The organism is Gardnerella sp. DNF00109 (assembly GCF_049262845.1).
Lineage (GTDB): Bacteria > Actinomycetota > Actinomycetes > Actinomycetales > Bifidobacteriaceae > Bifidobacterium > Bifidobacterium vaginale.
In genome coordinates this window covers 260,658-279,871 of record NZ_CP058406.1, presented here as the reverse complement: position 1 = coordinate 279,871, position 19,214 = coordinate 260,658, and the positions used below count along the sequence as shown (strand labels likewise).

The 19,214-nt window shown below is 44.6% G+C and carries 14 protein-coding genes; 1 reads left to right on the top strand and 13 read right to left on the bottom strand.

The window, feature by feature from the left end; all coding sequences use genetic code 11:
* Nucleotides 1-111: 111 nt before the first annotated feature.
* The 5 genes from ribF to nusA form a co-directional block, all read right to left on the bottom strand.
* A complete protein-coding gene (gene ribF / locus HXT20_RS01025) occupies nucleotides 112-1,425 on the bottom strand; it encodes a bifunctional riboflavin kinase/FMN adenylyltransferase (protein ID WP_415699083.1) in 1,314 nt (437 codons plus the stop codon).
* A gap of 89 nt (nucleotides 1,426-1,514) precedes the next feature.
* Entirely contained in the window at nucleotides 1,515-2,717 is a 1,203-nt protein-coding gene (gene truB / locus HXT20_RS01020) for a tRNA pseudouridine(55) synthase TruB (protein ID WP_422114390.1), read from the bottom strand.
* 36 nt (nucleotides 2,718-2,753) lie between these two features.
* Nucleotides 2,754-3,335 (bottom strand): 30S ribosome-binding factor RbfA, encoded by a 582-nt coding sequence (gene rbfA, locus HXT20_RS01015; protein WP_004111977.1) that lies wholly within the window; start codon nucleotides 3,333-3,335, stop codon nucleotides 2,754-2,756.
* A gap of 2 nt (nucleotides 3,336-3,337) precedes the next feature.
* Nucleotides 3,338-6,271, bottom strand: coding sequence for a translation initiation factor IF-2 (gene infB / locus HXT20_RS01010; protein WP_422114389.1), 2,934 nt, complete (start codon nucleotides 6,269-6,271; stop codon nucleotides 3,338-3,340).
* Between the two features lie 254 nt (nucleotides 6,272-6,525).
* Complete coding sequence (gene nusA / locus HXT20_RS01005) at nucleotides 6,526-7,575, bottom strand: transcription termination factor NusA (RefSeq protein WP_004111973.1); 1,050 nt, start codon at nucleotides 7,573-7,575, stop codon at nucleotides 6,526-6,528.
* A 217-nt stretch (nucleotides 7,576-7,792) separates the two neighbouring features.
* Between nusA and HXT20_RS01000 the strand changes: the two genes are divergently transcribed.
* Nucleotides 7,793-8,746, top strand: a complete 954-nt coding sequence (locus tag HXT20_RS01000) for a hypothetical protein (protein ID WP_422114388.1) — start codon at nucleotides 7,793-7,795, stop codon at nucleotides 8,744-8,746.
* 192 nt (nucleotides 8,747-8,938) lie between these two features.
* On the opposite strand, the gene HXT20_RS00995 is transcribed toward HXT20_RS01000, so the two are convergent.
* The 8 genes from HXT20_RS00995 to HXT20_RS00960 form a co-directional block, all read right to left on the bottom strand.
* On the bottom strand, nucleotides 8,939-10,273 hold the full coding sequence (locus HXT20_RS00995; RefSeq protein ID WP_004118354.1) for a C1 family peptidase: 1,335 nt from the start codon (nucleotides 10,271-10,273) through the stop codon (nucleotides 8,939-8,941).
* A 175-nt stretch (nucleotides 10,274-10,448) separates the two neighbouring features.
* A complete protein-coding gene (locus HXT20_RS00990; RefSeq protein WP_004111967.1) occupies nucleotides 10,449-11,840 on the bottom strand; it encodes a cell division protein in 1,392 nt (463 codons plus the stop codon).
* A gap of 109 nt (nucleotides 11,841-11,949) precedes the next feature.
* Nucleotides 11,950-12,621, bottom strand: coding sequence for a pyroglutamyl-peptidase I (locus HXT20_RS00985; RefSeq protein WP_004121367.1), 672 nt, complete (start codon nucleotides 12,619-12,621; stop codon nucleotides 11,950-11,952).
* A 31-nt stretch (nucleotides 12,622-12,652) separates the two neighbouring features.
* The gene (locus HXT20_RS00980) at nucleotides 12,653-13,618 is read right to left on the bottom strand and encodes a polyphenol oxidase family protein (protein WP_004115943.1); all 966 of its coding nucleotides are present in this window, start codon (nucleotides 13,616-13,618) and stop codon (nucleotides 12,653-12,655) included.
* A gap of 54 nt (nucleotides 13,619-13,672) precedes the next feature.
* On the bottom strand, nucleotides 13,673-14,530 hold the full coding sequence (locus HXT20_RS00975; RefSeq protein WP_102720910.1) for an aldo/keto reductase: 858 nt from the start codon (nucleotides 14,528-14,530) through the stop codon (nucleotides 13,673-13,675).
* Nucleotides 14,531-14,656: 126 nt separating this feature from the next.
* Nucleotides 14,657-17,401, bottom strand: a complete 2,745-nt coding sequence (locus tag HXT20_RS00970; protein ID WP_004118352.1) for a polyribonucleotide nucleotidyltransferase — start codon at nucleotides 17,399-17,401, stop codon at nucleotides 14,657-14,659.
* A 434-nt stretch (nucleotides 17,402-17,835) separates the two neighbouring features.
* Entirely contained in the window at nucleotides 17,836-18,105 is a 270-nt protein-coding gene (gene rpsO / locus HXT20_RS00965) for a 30S ribosomal protein S15 (protein WP_004111957.1), read from the bottom strand.
* Nucleotides 18,106-18,250: 145 nt separating this feature from the next.
* A complete protein-coding gene (locus HXT20_RS00960; protein WP_009994439.1) occupies nucleotides 18,251-18,931 on the bottom strand; it encodes a DedA family protein in 681 nt (226 codons plus the stop codon).
* Between the last annotated feature and the right edge of the window lie 283 nt (nucleotides 18,932-19,214).

Sequence of the window (19,214 nt, the reverse complement as noted above, 5' to 3'; positions counted from 1 at the left end):
TCACCGCCAATCTTAAGCACAAAACACCACAGCTGTAGCCAATAATCTGATTAAATCAGATTCCAATCAAGCTAGATCAAGAAAAATCATCCTAAACTAATCTAAACCAGCTTATCGGTTTTCAGCATCAGTTATTTCTCGCACTTTCTCAACATCGTGTCTAACGGCATCCTTAAGAGTCTCAACAGAATCGAAAGCATGTTGAGGACGTAAGAATTGCGCAAATTCAATGCAAATGCGATGACCATACAAATCCTGCCACTTATCCGTTAAAGCATAAGCTTCAACCACACGATTTTCACTATCATTAGGATACGTAGAAGAATCTGCGCCAAAATCAGAGATAAAATCACCAGAAACTACACCGTTAGCAGAAGCACTCTCATTCGACTCAGCAAAAGTTGGCTTAGTTCCAATTGAAATCGCAGCAGCCCAACGCCATGGCGAATGAACTCCAAGATGCAACTCATCCTTACGCAAAACGCCAACACTCGGAATACTAGAAGAATGCAAATTATCAGCACTAGCCTCGTCCGCATCTAAATCAACAATCCAACCAGCGTAAACTCCATCAACAGGCACATACCCATCAATACGCTCACCCAAATTCACTGTTGGGAAACCGATTTCGCGACCGCGCTCGGCACCATGAACCACAATACCCTCAACTCTATGCGGCTGACCAAGAACATCCCTAGCATCGCGAACCCTACCATTCGCGAGCATCCATCGCACATTCGTAGAGCTCCAGGCACGAACCTTCTTATTCTGCATACCTTTACTCCAAGCGCGATATTCCGCCTTGTTCATACCATCTGCAGGGTCTTTTGGCTCTCCATCTTCAGACGGAACTTCTGGCACAATTGGGTCTGGAACACGAACATCCCCTGGACCAAAATCGTCTACCACAACTAGATCAAAAACGCCGGTAGCTTGCGCAAGCTCCTTAATCGCATGAACATTCCCAGCTCTACGCGCTCCAAGGGCTGCATCCGACCCGAGTACAAGTGCACGCATACCAAGTTTTCCAACAAGCTGCCCTAGGAAGAATCTGTATGATTTTGCAGCAAAAGCTAAGCTATATCGAACAATAATCACATGATCCACGTCTAGCTGCTGCAAAACCCTAAGACGCTGACGAACACTTGTTAACGCCTGCGAATCCACTGGAATCTGCGCGTTATCTCCAAAATCGTCGAATAAATCTGGGTTTTCATGAACCACGCTTGGTCGCGGATCAAACATTATAACCACAGAAAACGCATTGTTTTTGCGAGCAAGATCAACGGTGCGTTCAATAACTTTTCTATGCCCTAGGTGCATGCCGTCAAACACACCTATCGTAACAATCGCCTTACGCTGAGCACTTAATGTTGGCCAATTAATCATGCCGTTGGCATCTGGTCGAATGTTGATGACCTTCATCATATCCTTACTATTCGCAACTATTCGAAATAAGCAGCATTCCTGCCGCGAACCCTTATTTTCACACTATTATCTATTTTACCAGCAAACTAGCTTTGTACAAATACCACAATAGGTTTAGCTTCTATTTGATTTGTGTTTTTTTCATTTTTTTCTTGTAACTTGGAGAACGCTCTGCTTCCCCCTGCGGTTGCTGGCGACTTTTCAGCGGTTTCCAGAACTGCAACAACATCGTTTTGCTCATCTTTTTCGGCTTTTACGTATGCAATAATATTTTTTTCACTAATCGCAGGAATCACTATTTTTCTACCAAAACGCAAGTCTTTAGCCTGATTTTCGCTGATTTCAACTGTTTGCATGGTTAATTTTGCGGATTCAAACATACTTAGAACACGATTTTGTAAATCATAGTTTTTTTGTGCAGATTTTCTGCAAGAAGCATCTCCAGATAAGTCGCCAGCAACCGAACTGTTAGAAACACTGTCAGAAAAATAGTCAGAAACACTATCGTGTCTGTCAGCTACAACAGCCTTTGCGCGAGTCTGAGTCACGCCATTCTTGTCCGTAAATGTACGAATCCTAGTTTCAAGTTTAAGAACCCTATCATCTTCTACCGAAAATTCGCCAATTCGAGTTCTCCTAAGACTTACTAAATGTCCTCCTACACCAAGAACACGCCCTAAGTCGCGAGCAAGTGCGCGAATATACGTGCCGCTAGAACAAGAAATACTCGCACGCACATCAACAACTTTTGCACCGCTTACACCCACATTAAAACGCGCATCCAGAAGCGAAAAGTCATGAATAACAACTTCTCTCGGCTCTAAATGAACATCTTTACCTTCACGCGCTAAGTCATAAGCACGCACACCGTTTATTTTAATAGCCGAAAAAGCCGTTGGAGTTTGCATAATGTGCCCAGTAAAATTCTTAGCGATTACGCAACGCAATTCTTTAAGAATCTCATCAGTATTTGCAGAGTTTAGAATGCTATTTTCATCATCAACACTTGAAACGACATCACCGTCTGCATCATCCGTATTGGTTGATTCGCCAAGACGAATCACAGCCTCATAAGTCTTATCGTGACCAAGCAAATAGTTAAGCAAGCGAGTGGCGTTACCAAAACCAAGAATCAGCAATCCTGTAGCCATTGGGTCAAGCGTTCCCGCATGACCTACGCGTTTAGTGTGCAACAATCCTCTTGCACAAGACACAACGTCATGGCTGGTAACGCCTTTCGGCTTATCTACTAATAAAATGCCTGAAGATGATGTTTGAGAACTACTCATTACTAAATTTTATTTGATTAATTATTTGATTTAAAACTATAATTCCAAATGAGCAGAATCATCTAAATCGTCGGTTGCTGGCGACTTATCTTCTACAAAATCGTTTTCGCTGTTCTCATAATCCTCATACTCGTCGGAGTCATCAAAATCATCAGAATCATCGGAATCGTCAAAATCCTCATCTTCACGAGGCTTTTTATACGGATCCTCTTCACCAGCGTACCGAGCATTTTCTCGCGCTTTAGCTAGCTCCTCATCACGCTTACGCGCGGCGACCAAAATGTCTTCAATCTCATGAGCTTCACTAGGAACCTCATCGTAAACAAATTGGATTTGAGGAGTTAAACGCAATCCAGCCTTAGCTCCAACTAGAGTGCGCAAACGCCCCTTAGCCTGTTGCAAAGCTTGGGCTGCACGCTGACGCTCACCCTGCTCTTTACCAACAGTGCCAAGCTGTGTCCAATACACTTTAGCGATCTGCAAGTCGTTAGTAACTCTCACTTCTGTAATAGTCACATTAGCAAGTCGCTTATCGTGTAAATGAGCCTCCATGTTGGACGCAATCACTCTGTGAATCAGAGCCGCAATTCGCGCGGCTCTAGGGTTTGTTCCTGCCATAATTACTTGCGCTCAATCTGCTTCATTTCAAAGGTTTCGATTATATCGCCAAGCTCAATGTCGTTAAAGCTGCCAAGGTTAATGCCTGCCTCGTAGCCTTCGCTAACGGATTGAACATCATCCTTGAATCTACGCAAGCTGGAGATTTCAAGATCGTTAACAGTAGCAACACCGTTACGCAAAATACGGCACTTTGTACCGCGCTTAACTTCGCCGTCTTGAACCATAACACCAGCAATATTGCCAAACTTGGAAGAACGGAAGATTTCACGAATCTCAGAGTGAGAAGTAACAACCTCTTCAAACTCTGGCTTAAGCATACCCTTCAAAGCAGCTTCAATATCTTCGATAGCCTTGTAAATAACCGAGTAGTACTTGACTTCCACGCCCTCGCGGTCTGCCAAATCGGCAACCTGACGGTTTGGACGCACGTTGAAGCCAATAATCACAGCCTTATCAACTGTTGCCAAGTTCACATCATTCTGAGTAATTGCACCAACACCGCGGTGAATAACCTGAATTCCAACTTCGTCGGAAACCTCAATCTTCATCAAGGAATCTTCCAAAGCCTCAACAGAACCAGAAGAATCGCCCTTAATAACAATGTTGAGCATATCCACTTCGGACTTAGCGAACTGTTCCTTAAGGCTTTCAAGAGACACAACCTTGCGACGCTTAGCAAGCTGAGCTGCACGCTCTGTAGCTTGGCGCTTTTCGGCAATCTGACGAGCGGAACGATCGTCGGATGTGACTAAGAACAAGTCTCCTGCAGTTGGAACAGAAGTCAAACCAAGCACCTGAACTGGCGTAGAAGGACCTGCCTCTTGCAAGTGGTTGCCATTTTCGTCGAGCATTGCGCGAACACGACCATAAGACGTACCTGCAACAATAGAATCTCCGACTTTAAGAGTGCCTTGCTGAACAAGAACAGTAGCAACAGCGCCACGACCCTTATCAAGTCGAGCTTCAACGGTTGCACCACGAGCATCCATGTTTGGATTTGCCTTAGGATCAAGCTCAGCGTCAGTTGTCAAAAGAACAGCCTCAAGAAGCTTATCTACGTTAGTTCCCTGCTTTGCGGAAATATCCACAAACATGGTGTCGCCGCCGTATTCTTCTGGCACAAGACCGTACTCTGTAAGCTGACCGCGCACCTTATCTGGGTTTGCTCCAGCAACATCAATCTTGTTTACAGCAACAACAATAGGCACGTGAGCAGCCTGAGCGTGGTTGATTGCCTCAACAGTTTGAGGCATAACGCCGTCGTCTGCTGCAACAACAAGAATTGCAACGTCTGTAAGCTCTGCACCACGAGCACGCATAGCAGTAAACGCTTCGTGGCCTGGGGTATCCAAGAACGTAATCTTGCGCTTGTCTCCATCTAAAGTAACCGTAACCTGATAAGCGCCAATACGCTGAGTAATTCCACCAGCTTCTCGAGCTACAACATTCGACTTACGAATAGTATCAAGCAAACGAGTTTTACCATGGTCAACGTGACCCATAACAGTAACAACTGGAGGACGAGTTACAAGATTATCGTCTTCTTGAAGTTCCTCTTCATCCAAATCAATGTCGAACTGTTGAAGAAGCTCTTTATCTTCTTCTTCTGCAGAAACGAGATTAATATTCCAACCGATTTCTTCGCCAAGAATCTGGAATGTTGTTTCATCCAACGACTGAGTAGCTGTAGCCATTTCTCCAAGATGGAACAAAACAGTTACCAAAGCAGCTGGATTTACATCAATCTTTTCTGCCAAATCAGAAAGCGTTGCGCCTTGACGAAGTCGAATCGTAGCGCCATTTCCAGAAGGAATACGCACGCCGCCAATCACTGGTGCTTTAAGCTCTTCGTATTCTCTGCGCTTTGCAAGACGATTCTTGCGAGCCTTAGAGGACTTTCCACCCTGACGACCAAATGCGCCTGCAGCACCTGCGCGACCGCGACCACTGCCACGAGATGGACCAGCATTTGGAGCGCCTGCAGCCGCAGCTTGGAAGCTTGCAGCCTGATTTGCATTAAAGCGCGATTCTGCAGACGGACGAGAGCTTGCGCCACTACCGCCACCCTGACGATGTGAACCAGACCACTGCGAAGAGCGGTTCGAACCATTACCGCCGCCCTGATGAGCGCCTCCGCGACCACCGCGACCGCGACCACCGCCGTTGCCATTACCGCCGCCCTGACCAGGCTTTGCTCCACGAGAATTTTCTGCAGCAGCGCCTGGACGTGACATTGGGTGAGGACGAGGAATATCACCAGGTGTAGGAGCGCGCATACCTTGCTTTCGGCTGAACGGATTATTACCTGGACGAGGAGCAGAACCAGAGCCAGCACCCTGATGCGGACGAGGGCGTGGAGGCATCTGAGAAGAACGATCTGACTTAGAAGAACGATTTTCCCCGCGCTTATCGCCTCGTGCATCGTTACGATTTTCGCCACGCTTATCGCCTCCACGCTTAGAATCAGCGTTAGCGATAGCATGTGGCTTTACGTGACCAGCAGAAGGCTTAGGAATTACACCATTTGGAGTGGAAGATGAATGATTTTCTTTATTGTCACTATTATCATGATTATCATGTGACTTTTGCGAAGAATGCTGTTTTTCCGAAGCTTTTTCTGAAGACTTATCCAAATTTCGTTTTTCAGCATTATTCTGAGCCAACGACTCCGATTTATTAGAAGAATGATTAGTCTTATTCGAAGAATTATCAGCATTCTTATTTGCAGCAGGTTTCGCATCATTCTTTGCAGCAGACGATCCAGAAGATGATCCAGCGGACGCAAACTCTGTTTTTAATCTACGTGCAACAGGAGCCTCTACTGTTGAAGACGCGGACTTAACAAATTCGCCCATGCTCTTCAACCGCTCCAACACGGTTTTGCTGTCTACACCAAACTCTTTAGCTAGTTCGTATACGCGCTTTTTTACCACTCAGTGTTCTCCTCAGTCTGTGGCAGCGCAAAACGAACGCAGCCACTTTATATTTTTATAAGATTCTTATTCTTATGCTCTTTAGTGAGATACCTCACAATGCGATATCTCATCGTGCGACCATGATTTCAACCATGATTTTCCGTACCTCGTTCCCACTAGGCAGAAAGCTGCGCATAAGCCCAAATTGCAGCTTTCAGCATACTCGAAACGTTGGATTCTCGGGAGTGTCGCTAATGCTAATCCACGGGATGTTACTCTGCTGAAACCTTAGAATCAGCATTCATTTCTTCCTGCTTCTTAGCATGTTCTTCCGCAGACTCAATACCAATCTTCCAACCAGTAAGTTTTGCTGCAAGCCTTGCGTTTTGACCTTCCTTACCGATAGCAAGAGAAAGCTGAGAATCATGAATAAACGCTACAGCCGTCTGGCTCTTTTCACTAACAACATGAACCTGTGTTGCTGTTGCTGGAGAAAGAGCAGCGGCAACAAACTTCGCTGGATCTTCCGACCAATCAACAATATCTATTTTTTCTGGACCAAGATTCTCCATAACAGCACGAACACGAGAACCACCAGGACCGATCAAAGCACCCTTTGGATTAACACCTTCCGTGTTGGCACGAACAGCAATCTTAGTGCGAGCGCCAGCTTCGCGAGCAATAGCCATAATCGAAACTGCTCCAGAAACAAGTTCTGGAACCTCGCGCTCAAAAAGTCTACGAACAAGATCAGGATGAGACCTAGAAACAACGATTTCTGGACCACGCAAACCACGAGCAACGTTCACAACGTAAACACGAATACGCTCACCATGACGATATCTTTCGCCTGGAACCTGCTCACGACGCGGTAAAATCGCCTCAACATCTCCAACAGCAACATGAATATTAGAAGGATCTTTAGAATCCTGCTGCACAACGCCGTTAATCAACTTTCCTTTTTGTCCAGAAAAAGCACCAAATACACGGTCATCTTCTACTTTACGGAAAAGTTGAGTAATAACCTGACGTGCCGTAGCAGCAGCAAGACGTCCAAAATCACGAGGTGTATCATCGTATTCTTCGCCAAGAGTTGGTGCTGGATGAGGATTATCTTCCGTAGGAACTCCAGGAATCTCGTCTTTTGCCCACACTGTAAAGCTGCCAGCACGCTCATCTAATTCAACGCGAGCATGCCTAGCTGGGTGAGAAGTCTTCATGTATGCAAGACGCAAGGCCTCGGCGAGTGCCTCGTCCAGCTCCTCGGCATTAATCCCCTGCTGCGCCGCAAGCTGATGCATTCCCGCCAAATCCAATTCCATCGTGCATGTCCTCCTGTTGAAAATTCATTTATAAATTCACTTATAAAATTAACTTATTTTTTATCGCGATTAGCACACAACAAACGCGTTAAAATCTAAATCTAACAACGGTTGTAAAGCACAAAATCTTATGACTGCAATTGAAAATGTTAAGCATACAATGCCAAACGCAAAACAAGCAAACATTGGTCACAGTCACGGACTATTTTAGTAGATTATGCAGACACAGTTTGTTTTGTTAAGAAGCCTATTAGAGCGCACAAAACACAATCAAAAGCGCAATCAAAAGCATACGCAAAATCATCTTTTAATAGTTGCAGCATTAATGGCAATAACGATGCTTTTCAGTGCATGTTCTAATACAAAAGAATTAAAAAACAACAATCTGCATTCTTTGCAAAACCACGAACCTTGCTACAAAATTATGCAAAAAGCAAAATCAAGCCAAGAAAAAGTGGATAAAAAAATAAATAACTTAACATCTAAAGACTTAAAGAATGCTTCTGACACATGGAAAAAAGTCGCAGTTCAATGTAACAGTAGATTCGCTCAAGGCGTTGTGTTCAGTGCCCAAAACATTTGGAAATTAGCCAATTTAAATCAAACTGGAAATGCTGAAACAATTAAGCTAGCTGAGCAACTAGAATTAAACTCTTACAAAAAAATCCAAGACTTTGCAGACAATAACAAAAACCTATACTGGAATCATGATCCGCTAGCAAAAGCAGCTGTAGCACAAGACAAACTCGCATTTCTATTGCAAACACTAGCTGCTAGAGATGCAAAAAACGTTTCACTTCGACAAAGCGACATGACGGCTACAATTTCAAACACACTTATGCACTTTGCTTCAAACGGAAGTGACTTGCGTCAAAAAGTCTATGAGATACCTAAGCAAAACCTGGAATCAGTAATCGCTAAAGACAACGCCACAGGAAAAGAACTACCTATTGTTGCAATAGCCTATATGGATTGTGCAAGAGAAGAACTAGCCGCGTTAAATCAAACGATTTTCCCCATAAACAAAGACGGAAAAATAAATAATGATGCGATTGTAAGTATCGAAAATCAAGATTTTATAGGTGTACTTGCAGATATCGTAGTTTCACACATAATAAGCGCGTATTCAAACGGATATCCAACTGACGATTCTGCAATCTTTGAACAATAAACGCACTAACCTAGCAACTTCGAGCAAGCTCGGGCGCACTCGAGTAGGCTAATTTCCTAGTGAAATTAACCTAAGCTACAACATTCGCGCGGTCTAAGCGCGCGAATGTCCTCGCTGCAGCAGAAGCAATGCTTCTGCCCTAAGCAGCTCGGGCGCTTTGGAGTAACGCGAAGCGCATTATGCAGCTTCGCGTTAAGCCAAAGCGCCCATTGGGTCCCACGCCGGTAAAACAATTGCTGGCTCTTCAAGCGCCTTACGATACTCCTCTGGCAAAAGCGCCTTAGGCACAGCAACCTCATACACGTACTCAGTAAACCAATCGTCACTCATAGTAAAGTAACCCTTGTCGGCAATATCCGCGCCCCAAGAGTTCTCAACTCGCCAGCGGCGAGTAGTCGTGCCATCTTCCGCAACATCAACTCCAGCAAACGCCATCGCATGGTTCATCGCCGAATCAGCAAAACGCACACGCTGCTCCTTGTTTAAATCAAAATCAACGCCATAAACGCGATCATACTCAAACAAATCCGTAGCCCAAGCACCGTTTACACGATCCATCATAGGATGGCAATCCGCACCAAACCAAACTGGAATGCCCTGCTCAACGAGGATCTTACGCACACAATCCTTCATAAACTGATTTGGTACGTTCAAATATTCCGTAGCGTCTCCACCAGCAACGTTACCCAAGTGCTCAATCGCAATCTTCTTGCCCTTTGGATGCTCCGCACGCGGATCGTCTACTAAGCAAACGTAATCTTCCAGCCCAGCCGTAACATACTTCTTCCAAAACTCAACTGGCGTAATCTCGCCATCGCGATGGAACTTTCCGTCCTCATCCGTCCATTCCCAGTCGAAGCTCTTTGGCGGCTCACCCAAGTGGATTGTAAGAATCCTATGACCTGCAGCAGTAGTTTCCGCAATTATGTCGTCAATATCTGCAGCATTAGCGTACATGTGTGCAACAGCCGTTCGCAACAAACGGCGAAGCTGAGTGTTCATAGCGTCCGTATCTTTAGACGACTCCGTTTCTGGATACAAGTCTTTAGGCACGGCACCATACTTCTTATAGACGTTCATAGCCATTGTCCACTGACCGCCGTCACCCATAACGTCGTGCAACAAATGCTGTACTAGTCTAGAATCAGCTGGTTCCCCAGAGCGAACAAGAGCAGCAACATCCTTTAAGAAATAGTTGATTCGCTCAAGTTTATCGAAATACATTGCGTAATTTTGCGAAAACTCAAAATCCTTAACTTTAAGCGTTTTTTTAGCCACAAATCGCGCAACGTTCAAAGAGCTAAATAGCCAGCAGCGACCAGAATGATCCTGATGCCTTGCGTCACCATTATCCACAACCGTTGAGAATCGGCGCTGCAATAAACGCGCGCGGTCATAGTTGCGCGCTACCTTGTCGATTCCAGCGGCAGTAACACCGTTCATTGCTAAACGATTCAATGGATTTGCGTCAAAATCGTCACGCAAACCTTGCAAAGCCTCGGCACTTAATTCAGAGATCTCAGTCACTGTCTAACCTTTCTTGTTTTTCCTTATTTTATCTTTATTTTTTATAGTTTATTTTAGCTTTTTACGCAAATCTTCGGATGCTTGTGACTTTTCCGTGGAATCTATTTACTACTTTTCTTTATGAGTTTTCTATAAATCCACCACACAGCACAATTCGCTACTCACAACTCGCCACTCAGGATTCCTGAGCGATAGCTTCTTCAACTTGGGCTTGTGCGTCTTTCCTCGCCTGTTTTTGAGCATCAGCATCGCTATTATCCGAAGCATCCGCATCTGCAGAATCGCCAGAATGCCCCTGTCCAGAAACAGCATCACCAAAATCAAATCCAGAAAAAGCGTTTGCAAACAAAGACCTAAGCTCGGTAACACGTTGCGTAATTTGCGCTTCCCTATGCTGCAGCTGTGTTAGGCGCGCCGTCATACCATCCAGCTCCTGCTGAGCTGCTGCCCTACGCTCTTCCACTTGAGCCGTAGCATCTTGCATAGCTTTACGAACGATTTGTGCAGCCTGAGCATCCGCATCCTTATGCGCCTGTGCAGCATAATTATCCGCATCCTGATGAATAGTTTTTGCCCTAGCAACAAGCGCATCAGCCTCTTCTTGAGCAGCGTGTTCTCGCTCTTTCAATCCAGATATAAGTTCGTTCACCTTTTTTGTTGCTTCTTCTTGCTGAGCTGCAATATCGTTTCTAATTTGCTCAACTTCTGCACTAACCTGGCTTAGCGTGCGCGTGCGCTCAACTTGCGCTTCGTCTGCAATCTCCTGGGCTTTCGCAGCAGCAGCATCTGTAATTTCTCCAGCCTTGCGCTGCGCATCCGCCATCATCTTTGTTGCTCGCTCCTGCATGTCTGCAAGTTTCTTGTTTGCTTCTGCCAAAGCCGACTCAATCTGATCATTTGTCTCTGCTTTAGCATGAGCAATTTCCGCGTTTGCCGCAGACCTCTGTTCCGCGATTTTCTGCGCTGCATCCGCTTTTAGCTGTGCAATTGCACGCTCCTGCTCGGATTTTTCGGATGCCATTCGCTTCGTGTGTTCTTCTCTAGCGTTGTTTATTTCCAGCGTTGCAGCATCTCTTTGTGCAGTAACATCTTTGTTTGTTGTTTCACGCAAACGCTGCGAGTCTTCTTTTGCCGCACTCGTCATCTGGCTTGCCTTGTTGCTTGCTGTAGAAAGCAGCGTATCCGCTTTTGTTTGAGCCTCTTGCAGCAAATGCTCTGCGTCTAATTTTGCATTGTTTAGCAAGGTTCCCGCCTGCGCCTGAGCAGTTTTTTTAATCGACGCAGCGTCTTGCTTTGCGCGTTCAATTAGCTGCGAACTCGTCTGTTCTGCCGACGCAAGTAATTGTTGCGCATTTGCGCCCAAAGATGCAAAAGTATTCCCGCTTTTTGCACGTTTAACATTATTTTTTTCTTCTTGCAATTGTGCTTGCAATTGAAGAATAGATTCGTCACTAGATCGCACTTGTTCACGCAGACGCGATATTGTGCGCTCGTAGTTAGAAAAGGCTTCGTTGACTTTATCTTTGTCGTATCCGCGCAAAGCAGTTGGGAAACGATCTGGCACCATAGTTTTTCCTTTCACAAACCCCCGCACGATTCACTAACTTATCGTGCACACTCCATCAGCAATAACGCTATCACTTTAGACGCAAAAACACTCGGGCGTGTCGAGCGAACTACTCGAGCAATATGCTTAAAGATGAAGGTTTCATATAGTATTTTACGGCTTCACGAATTATGTTTTGACCAGCTTTTATTTGCGAATCTAACGGCAGCCCATGCCTAGCGTCATGAGTTGCAACTACTGGAGGAAAACTTACAAATCCTGCGATTATCTGCTTTTTAGAATTATTGGACGCCCAATTTAATAGCCTATAAAACAGTGAGTTGCAAACGTATGTTCCTGCATCCGAGCTTAGTGTTGACGCTATTGCATCGTGAGCAAAATCGTTCAGAATCATTCGCAATGGCAACCTAGTCCAATATGCAGATGGTCCATTTTCAACAATTTGTACACTTTGTGGAGTGTGGTTATCTACGTCTGGTTTAGTTGCGTCCATAATATTTGTGGCGCACCGTTCTAATTGCACTCCGCGAGCAGTATGTTTTACCCCTGTTGCTATTACAATATCCGCATCTTGCGCATTAATCATTTCTAAAAGCTGAGGCCATGCGTTTGCAAAGCTAATCGGCAGCATTACAGACTTGATATTTACTCTAACATCTTCTGGAAGATCAAGCTCCTGACTTGAATATTGTTCTAAAGCCAATGGCACTTCGTAAGACGGGTTTACGCTAAGATCAACATATGGTCCAAATCCTGAAATAACTACGTTAATTTGCTTCATAACAATAGCTTTCTACGAATAGCTTTGCTTTTTACTTATCTTTGACTATAAGCGCAAGCAATCGTCCTTCATGTGATTTTCCAGCAAGACCTGCGCGTCTATGAGAATACCAGAGTGGATTTTCCAACGTGCACATTGGGTTTTGCAACGCCTGAAGGCGACTTTTCAGCGTTCCACCTTCGCAATCAACATCGCAAACTGTACTCAATTCTTCGTCTTCTGCCAAATATTGAGTTGCAGCTGTAACTCGCGGTAAAGCGTCAACAACGTTTGCAACTCCTGCCAGCGCTAAATCAATGCGGGCAGCTTCAGCAATATCAATTCCCACTCCACCAAAACGCGTTTGCGTTGCAGTCTGTGGATATCTGCGTTCAAAGTCGCTAGCTATTTCTTCGCCAACTTCGTAGCAATCGCCACAAATGCAGGGTCCAAGAACGGCTGTTATATTCGAGCGTTCGGCTCCTTTTTCACACATTGCTTCAATAGTAGAATCAAGTACTCCAGCCATTAAGCCTTTTCGTCCGCAATGCGCTGCAGCTATTACTCCAGATTCACTATCGGCAAGTAAAACTGGTAGGCAATCTGCAGCAAACATTCCTAAAGCGAGTGAGCATGCTGTTGAAACTTGCGCATCAGCCTCAATTCGCACTTTTGAATCTGCAAAACCTGTTGCATCGAAACCGTACTGAGTGTTCCACGAATCAACTATTGAATCTGCATCAAATACGCTATTTCCATGCACTTGGCTAACAAGACACAAGTCGGCTTTAAGAGTATTTTGCAAAGCACAACGGTTGCTAAACACAGCTTTAGCATCGTCGCCAGCTTTGCCACCTAGGTTAAGCGACGCAAAATCACCTTCGGAAATGCCACCTAATCGTGTTGTAAAAACGGCGTGAGCGTGCGATCCCAATGGCACTGGAATTGTCACTGGAATTGGCAACCCATGCTCGTCTTCATGAGCAAGTGGCATTCCTGCTACGCTAGTTTCCTGCATATTATTCGCTTTCGTTTTGTTTTATTTGCTGTAACAAGTTATTTGCCGTAAAAGTTAGCCCAAATAAGCTAATTCTTCATCGCTTAACTGCAAATCCGCAGCTTTTAGACTATCCAATATTGTAGCTGGTCTATGAGCGCCTGGAATAACAAAAACGTTATTTCCCTTAGCAAGCTCCCAAGCCAAAACAACCTGCTGATAGCTAACTTTATGAGCATCTGCCACTTTGCGGAATGGGTCAAAAAGATGCTCGTCATATGGGTGACGGAACCCTCCAAGAGGACTCCAGCAAACAAACGCAATTCCAAGCTGCTTGCAATATTGCAACGTGTCTTCATTCTCTAAATGCACTGGAGAATACTGGTTTTGCACAGCCACAAGCTTTTCTCCAAGAATTCCGCGCGCAATGTCAATCTGCTCAACAGATGCGTTAGAAATGCCAATTTCGCGCGCAACTCCTTCATCGAGCAGCTGTTGCATTGCTTCAATCGACTCATTGTATGGAACTTCTGGATCTGGCCTGTGGAAGTAAAGCAAATCAATCGTATCTACGCCAAGAGCCATTGCTGACTCTTTAGCGTGCGCAATCAAATGCTCTGGCTTACCATCTTTACCCCATGTTGGTCGTCCGTCAGTAAAGTTGCGGAAGTGTCCGACTTTTGTTGCAACTAAAATAGAGGACTTGTCGCCATTCCAACTTTCTAAAGCTTCGCGAACAAGCTTTTCTCCAGTTTGTTCCTCGCCGCCAGAACAATAGTATGCCCATGCTGTATCGATATGAGTGCAGCCTGCATCAAGAGCTGCATGAATAGTTTCGATACCAATATCGTGTCCAAGATTGTTTTCAATCGTCAATGGCATTTCACCAAAACCAATAGAAGTGGTTTTAAATGACCCTAAAATGCGATCCATAATAGTATTTCCCTTATTTTAAGCCGTTTTAAAATGCCCCCAAGTGCAAAAGCTACTTGAAGGCATTTAGAATTATTTTTATTTTATGCGACTACGCTTTTGTGCGTTCATCTATTTGACTTAAGATTAATCCTCGTCAAATGGGTCAAAATCGCGACGGATCCTACGACGAGGGCGCTCAGAACGCTCTTCGCGAGACGCGCGATACTCATCATAGTGATCGTCATCAGCTGCGTAACGTGGATTACGGTCGTTTCCACGACGATCGGCATTGCGATGAGCAGACCTATCTTCATGGCGATCATCGCGATTATCCCTGCGATCATCCCTATCATCATAACGATCTTCACGTGGAGCGCGTCGGCGAGGACGATCTTCAAAATCGTTGTTATCGTAACGATTATCCCTGCGATCATCCCTTCTGGAAGAACGATCCTCATAACGGTCAGAACGATCGCTTCTATCGTTTCGATCATTCCTATCGTCATAACGCGAATCATGATCATCACGAACATTACGGCGGCGAGGGCGCTCATCCCTATCGCCCCTATCATCCCTATCGTCACGTGGAGCGCGTCGGCGATCGCTTCTGCGATCATCCCTATCATCACGATCTTCGCGAGGAGCGCGACCACGGTTTTCGCGAGGCGCTGGAGCAGAAGATTCCTGATTCTCAAAACCTGGAATGGCCAAAGAAATCTTACCGCGCTCATCCACGCTTTGTACGATTACTTCTACGTTATCGCCTTCCTTAAGCACATCTTCAACAGTATCAATGCGCTCGCCATTAGCAAGGTTACGAATCTGAGAAATATGCAGCAATCCGTCACTTCCAGGAGTCAAGTTTACGAAAGCACCAAAGCTCGTTGTCTTAACAACCTTGCCAGTAAAAGTTTCACCAGCTTTTGGAATACGAGGATTTGCAATAGAGTCGATGATTTCCTTCGCCTTCTGAGCAGCTTCGCCGCCTTCAGAAGAAATATAAACAGTACCATCATCTTCAATGGCAATCTCGGCACCAGTTTCTTCTTGAATCTGGTTAATCATCTTGCCCTTAGGTCCGATTACTTCACCAATCTTATCTACAGGAATCGTAGTTGTGATAATGCGTGGAGCAAATGGGCTCATCTCAGCTGGGCAATCAATGCACTCGTTGATAACTTCAAGAATCGTTGCACGAGCTTCGTGAGCCTGCTGCAAAGCGGCAGCCAAAATATCAGCTGGAATGCCATCAAGCTTAGTGTCAAGCTGCAAAGCAGTGATGAACTCGGAAGTACCAGCAACCTTAAAGTCCATATCTCCGAAAGCATCTTCTGCACCGAGAATATCGGTCAAAGTCTTGAAGATATGCTTTCCATCAACATCTCCCGAAACCAAGCCCATAGCAATACCAGCAACTGGAGCCTTCAAAGGCACACCAGCGGCGAGCAAAGAAAGCGTAGAAGCACAAACAGATCCCATAGAAGTGGAACCGTTAGAACCAATAGCTTCAGACACCTGACGAATAGCGTATGGGAACTCTTCACGACTTGGCAAAACTGGCACCAAAGCCTTCTCCGCCAAAGCACCATGACCAATCTCGCGACGCTTTGGAGATCCAACGCGACCAGTTTCACCAGTGGAATATGGAGGCATTTCGTAATTGTGCATATAGCGCTTAGTCTGCGGACCAGAAAGCGCATCCACTTGCTGCTCCATCTTAAGCATATTCAAAGTAGTTACGCCCAAAATCTGGGTTTCACCACGCTGGAATAGCGCAGAACCGTGAACGCGAGGAACAATATCAACTTCTGCACTAAGCGTACGAATATCGCGCAAACCGCGACCATCAATTCTGTAATCTTCCGTCAAAATACGACGACGAACAATCTGGCGCTGCAACTCCTTGAAGGCGTTACCAAGCTCCTTTTCCTTCTCCTCATCGTCCATATCAGTAAACTCTTCTGCGATTGCAGCACGCACGCCTTCCTTAATTTCAGCAATGCGATCTTGGCGTGGGAGCTTTTCAGCAATAGAAAGAGCCTCGTTCAAATCAGCATGAGCAATCTCATCGATTCTTGCATAAAGTTCGTCAGTGTATTCTGGGAACAGCTGGAATTCCTTGGTTTCTTTAGCTGCAATACGCTTCAACTCATTCTGAGCGTCGCAAATAACCTTAATAAAAGGCTTTGCAGCTTCCAAACCACCAGCTACAACTTCCTCATCTGGCTTGATTTGACCCTCGTTATAGATCAAATTCCAAGCGTTCTTGCCAGCGCCAGCTTCGATCATTGCAATAGCAACATCGCCATTTTCAATAACACGACCAGCAACAACAATCTCAAATACTGCACGCTCGCGCTCACTCCAACGTGGGAAAGCAACCCACTGACCATCAATCAAAGCCAAACGCACACCAGAAACTGGGCCTTCAAACGGCAATCCAGAAATCATAGTAGATGCAGATGCAGCATTCAAAGCAATAACATCGTATGCATCATCTGGATTAATTGCCAAAATCGTTTCCACAACTTGCACTTCGTTACGCAAAGTGTGTGGGAACAATGGGCGTAATGGGCGGTCAATAATACGGCACGCTAATGTTGCTTCGTTAGAAGGACGGCCTTCACGACGGAAGAAAGATCCTGGAATCTTTCCAGCAGCATACATTTTTTCTTCCACATCAACAGTTAATGGGAAGAAATCGTAATTTTCCTTTGGGCTAGATCCTGCAGTCGTCGTCGACAAAATCATGGAATCATCATCCAAATATGCGGCAACAGCACCGTCTGCTTGCTGAGCAAGGCGACCAGTTTCAAAGCGTAGCGTACGCTTTCCAAATGAACCATTATCAATAACGGCTTCTACAGCCTTAATTTCGGGACCCTCCACGGGTTCCTCCTTTTCTTAACTTACCTAATCAACCAACATGCGTAATAACATTGACAACTTCGCTTTTGTTATTTGTTTACCTCTAACATCCACGCGAATTTGCAAATTTGCATATGCCAATGTTTCTTTTCGTAGTGTTTTTTGTTTCGGCTACTTCAATCATCCATATTCAATTATGCTTCTAAATCTTCAGTTATAAATCTTATGAATCCTAAATTCTAAAATCCAAAAATATAAGTCTCTACAATATTTTCTATAGTTTTTCCATAACTCTACAAATTAGACACTATAAGTCTGTTTAAAACTAATAGATTTAATTCAAGCTTTTCTATTCTACTTCAAACCCACTAAAACCGATAAACCCGATAAATACATAATGAAAATATTCATCATGAAAATATAAAAGCCCGAGCTTATGCCCGGGCAAAAAAGACTTATCGACGCAATCCGAGTCGATCGATCAAAGAACGATAACGGTTGATGTCTACACGCTTCAAATAATCAAGAAGACGACGACGATCACCAATCATGAGCATCATACCACGACGAGAGTGGTGATCATGCTTATGCTCCTTCAAGTGATCAGTAAGGTCAGCAATACGCTTGCTCAACAAAGCAACCTGGACCTCTGGGGAACCCGTGTCACCCTCATGTGTCGCGTATTCGTTGATGATGCTCTTCTTATCTTCAGCCGTCAATGCCACGGCGTCCTCCTTAATATCACTGCGCGGTGCTGCAACCTTATGATGCAGCGCTCTCAATCCGCGGGCGTTACACGCCAAGTGTTGATTCTACAACAACGTGTTAACAAGATTAATTCGATTGAATACTCGTAATTCTACTAATACCCTACTTCTCCAAACATTTCTTAGCTTTGTTAGCAGCATGAGCTTTATAAAGTCCAATAAACGTTGGTACAAGAGAAATCAGCAGAATCGCCACTATAACAAGCTCAAAATTCTTCTGAACAAAAGGAATATTGCCGAAGAAATATCCGAGCATTGTAAAAAGCGACGACCATACCACTCCACCAAGAATCGAGAAAGGAGTAAAACGAGTCCAACGCATTCCAGAAATACCCGAAATAAAAGGCATAAAAGTTCGTATAAACGGGAAAAACCTACCTAAAAACACAGCAAGAGGACCCCATTTATCAATCATCTTCTCTGTTTTAGCAACGCGTTCTGGAGTCAATGCCTTAACTTTACCAGATTCAACAATTCTTCTGCCGAAAAAGTGTCCGATGAAATAATTGCACTGGTCGCCAACAATAGGTGCTATCCACACAACCGCGAGCAAAAGCATAAGCGGAAGAGAACTTTTACCAGTTTGCGAATCTGGAGCAGCAAAGAATCCTGCTGCAAAAAGCAAAGAATCTCCAGGCAAAAATGGGAAAAACACAACGCCTGTTTCAATAAAAACGATTAAGAATATCAATCCCAAAGCAGGAGCTGTACCTATAGCAATCCAACCAGCTATAGCTGAACGCGGGTCTTTAAGAAGATTAAGAATAAAATGAATAAATCCCATAAGAATACCTAAAATCCTGTTTTGTAGTGCCGTGTTGCACTTTTTATGCACGCATTTTGCGCGGATTAACAATTATATTGCACGCTTTAGATTATGAGATTATGATTTGAATCCTGAATTTGTTTCCTTAAAACCGATATTTGACTACAAAACCAAGAACGCTAGCGCACTTACCGTGCACACGCAACACAGACTAACGATTAAACATGCTGATTAACAAGATGATTAACAAGCTAACGATTCGAGATTTTTTACAGACAATCAGGCGTTTTTCGCGTATATT

What these genes read in the sequence shown, in the direction of transcription:
- nusA (WP_004111973.1), bottom strand. Translation starts at nt 7,575, where the DNA reads ATGGAATTGGATTTGGCGGGAATGCATCAGCTTGCGGCGCAGCAGGGG.
- HXT20_RS00975 (WP_102720910.1), bottom strand. Translation starts at nt 14,530, where the DNA reads ATGGATCGCATTTTAGGGTCATTTAAAACCACTTCTATTGGTTTTGGT.
- HXT20_RS00990 (WP_004111967.1), bottom strand. Translation starts at nt 11,840, where the DNA reads ATGGTGCCAGATCGTTTCCCAACTGCTTTGCGCGGATACGACAAAGAT.
- HXT20_RS01000 (WP_422114388.1), top strand. Translation starts at nt 7,793, where the DNA reads ATGCAGACACAGTTTGTTTTGTTAAGAAGCCTATTAGAGCGCACAAAA.
- HXT20_RS00980 (WP_004115943.1), bottom strand. Translation starts at nt 13,618, where the DNA reads ATGCAGGAAACTAGCGTAGCAGGAATGCCACTTGCTCATGAAGACGAG.
- HXT20_RS00960 (WP_009994439.1), bottom strand. Translation starts at nt 18,931, where the DNA reads ATGGGATTTATTCATTTTATTCTTAATCTTCTTAAAGACCCGCGTTCA.
- truB (WP_422114390.1), bottom strand. Translation starts at nt 2,717, where the DNA reads ATGAGTAGTTCTCAAACATCATCTTCAGGCATTTTATTAGTAGATAAG.
- HXT20_RS00985 (WP_004121367.1), bottom strand. Translation starts at nt 12,621, where the DNA reads ATGAAGCAAATTAACGTAGTTATTTCAGGATTTGGACCATATGTTGAT.
- rbfA (WP_004111977.1), bottom strand. Translation starts at nt 3,335, where the DNA reads ATGGCAGGAACAAACCCTAGAGCCGCGCGAATTGCGGCTCTGATTCAC.
- ribF (WP_415699083.1), bottom strand. Translation starts at nt 1,425, where the DNA reads ATGAAGGTCATCAACATTCGACCAGATGCCAACGGCATGATTAATTGG.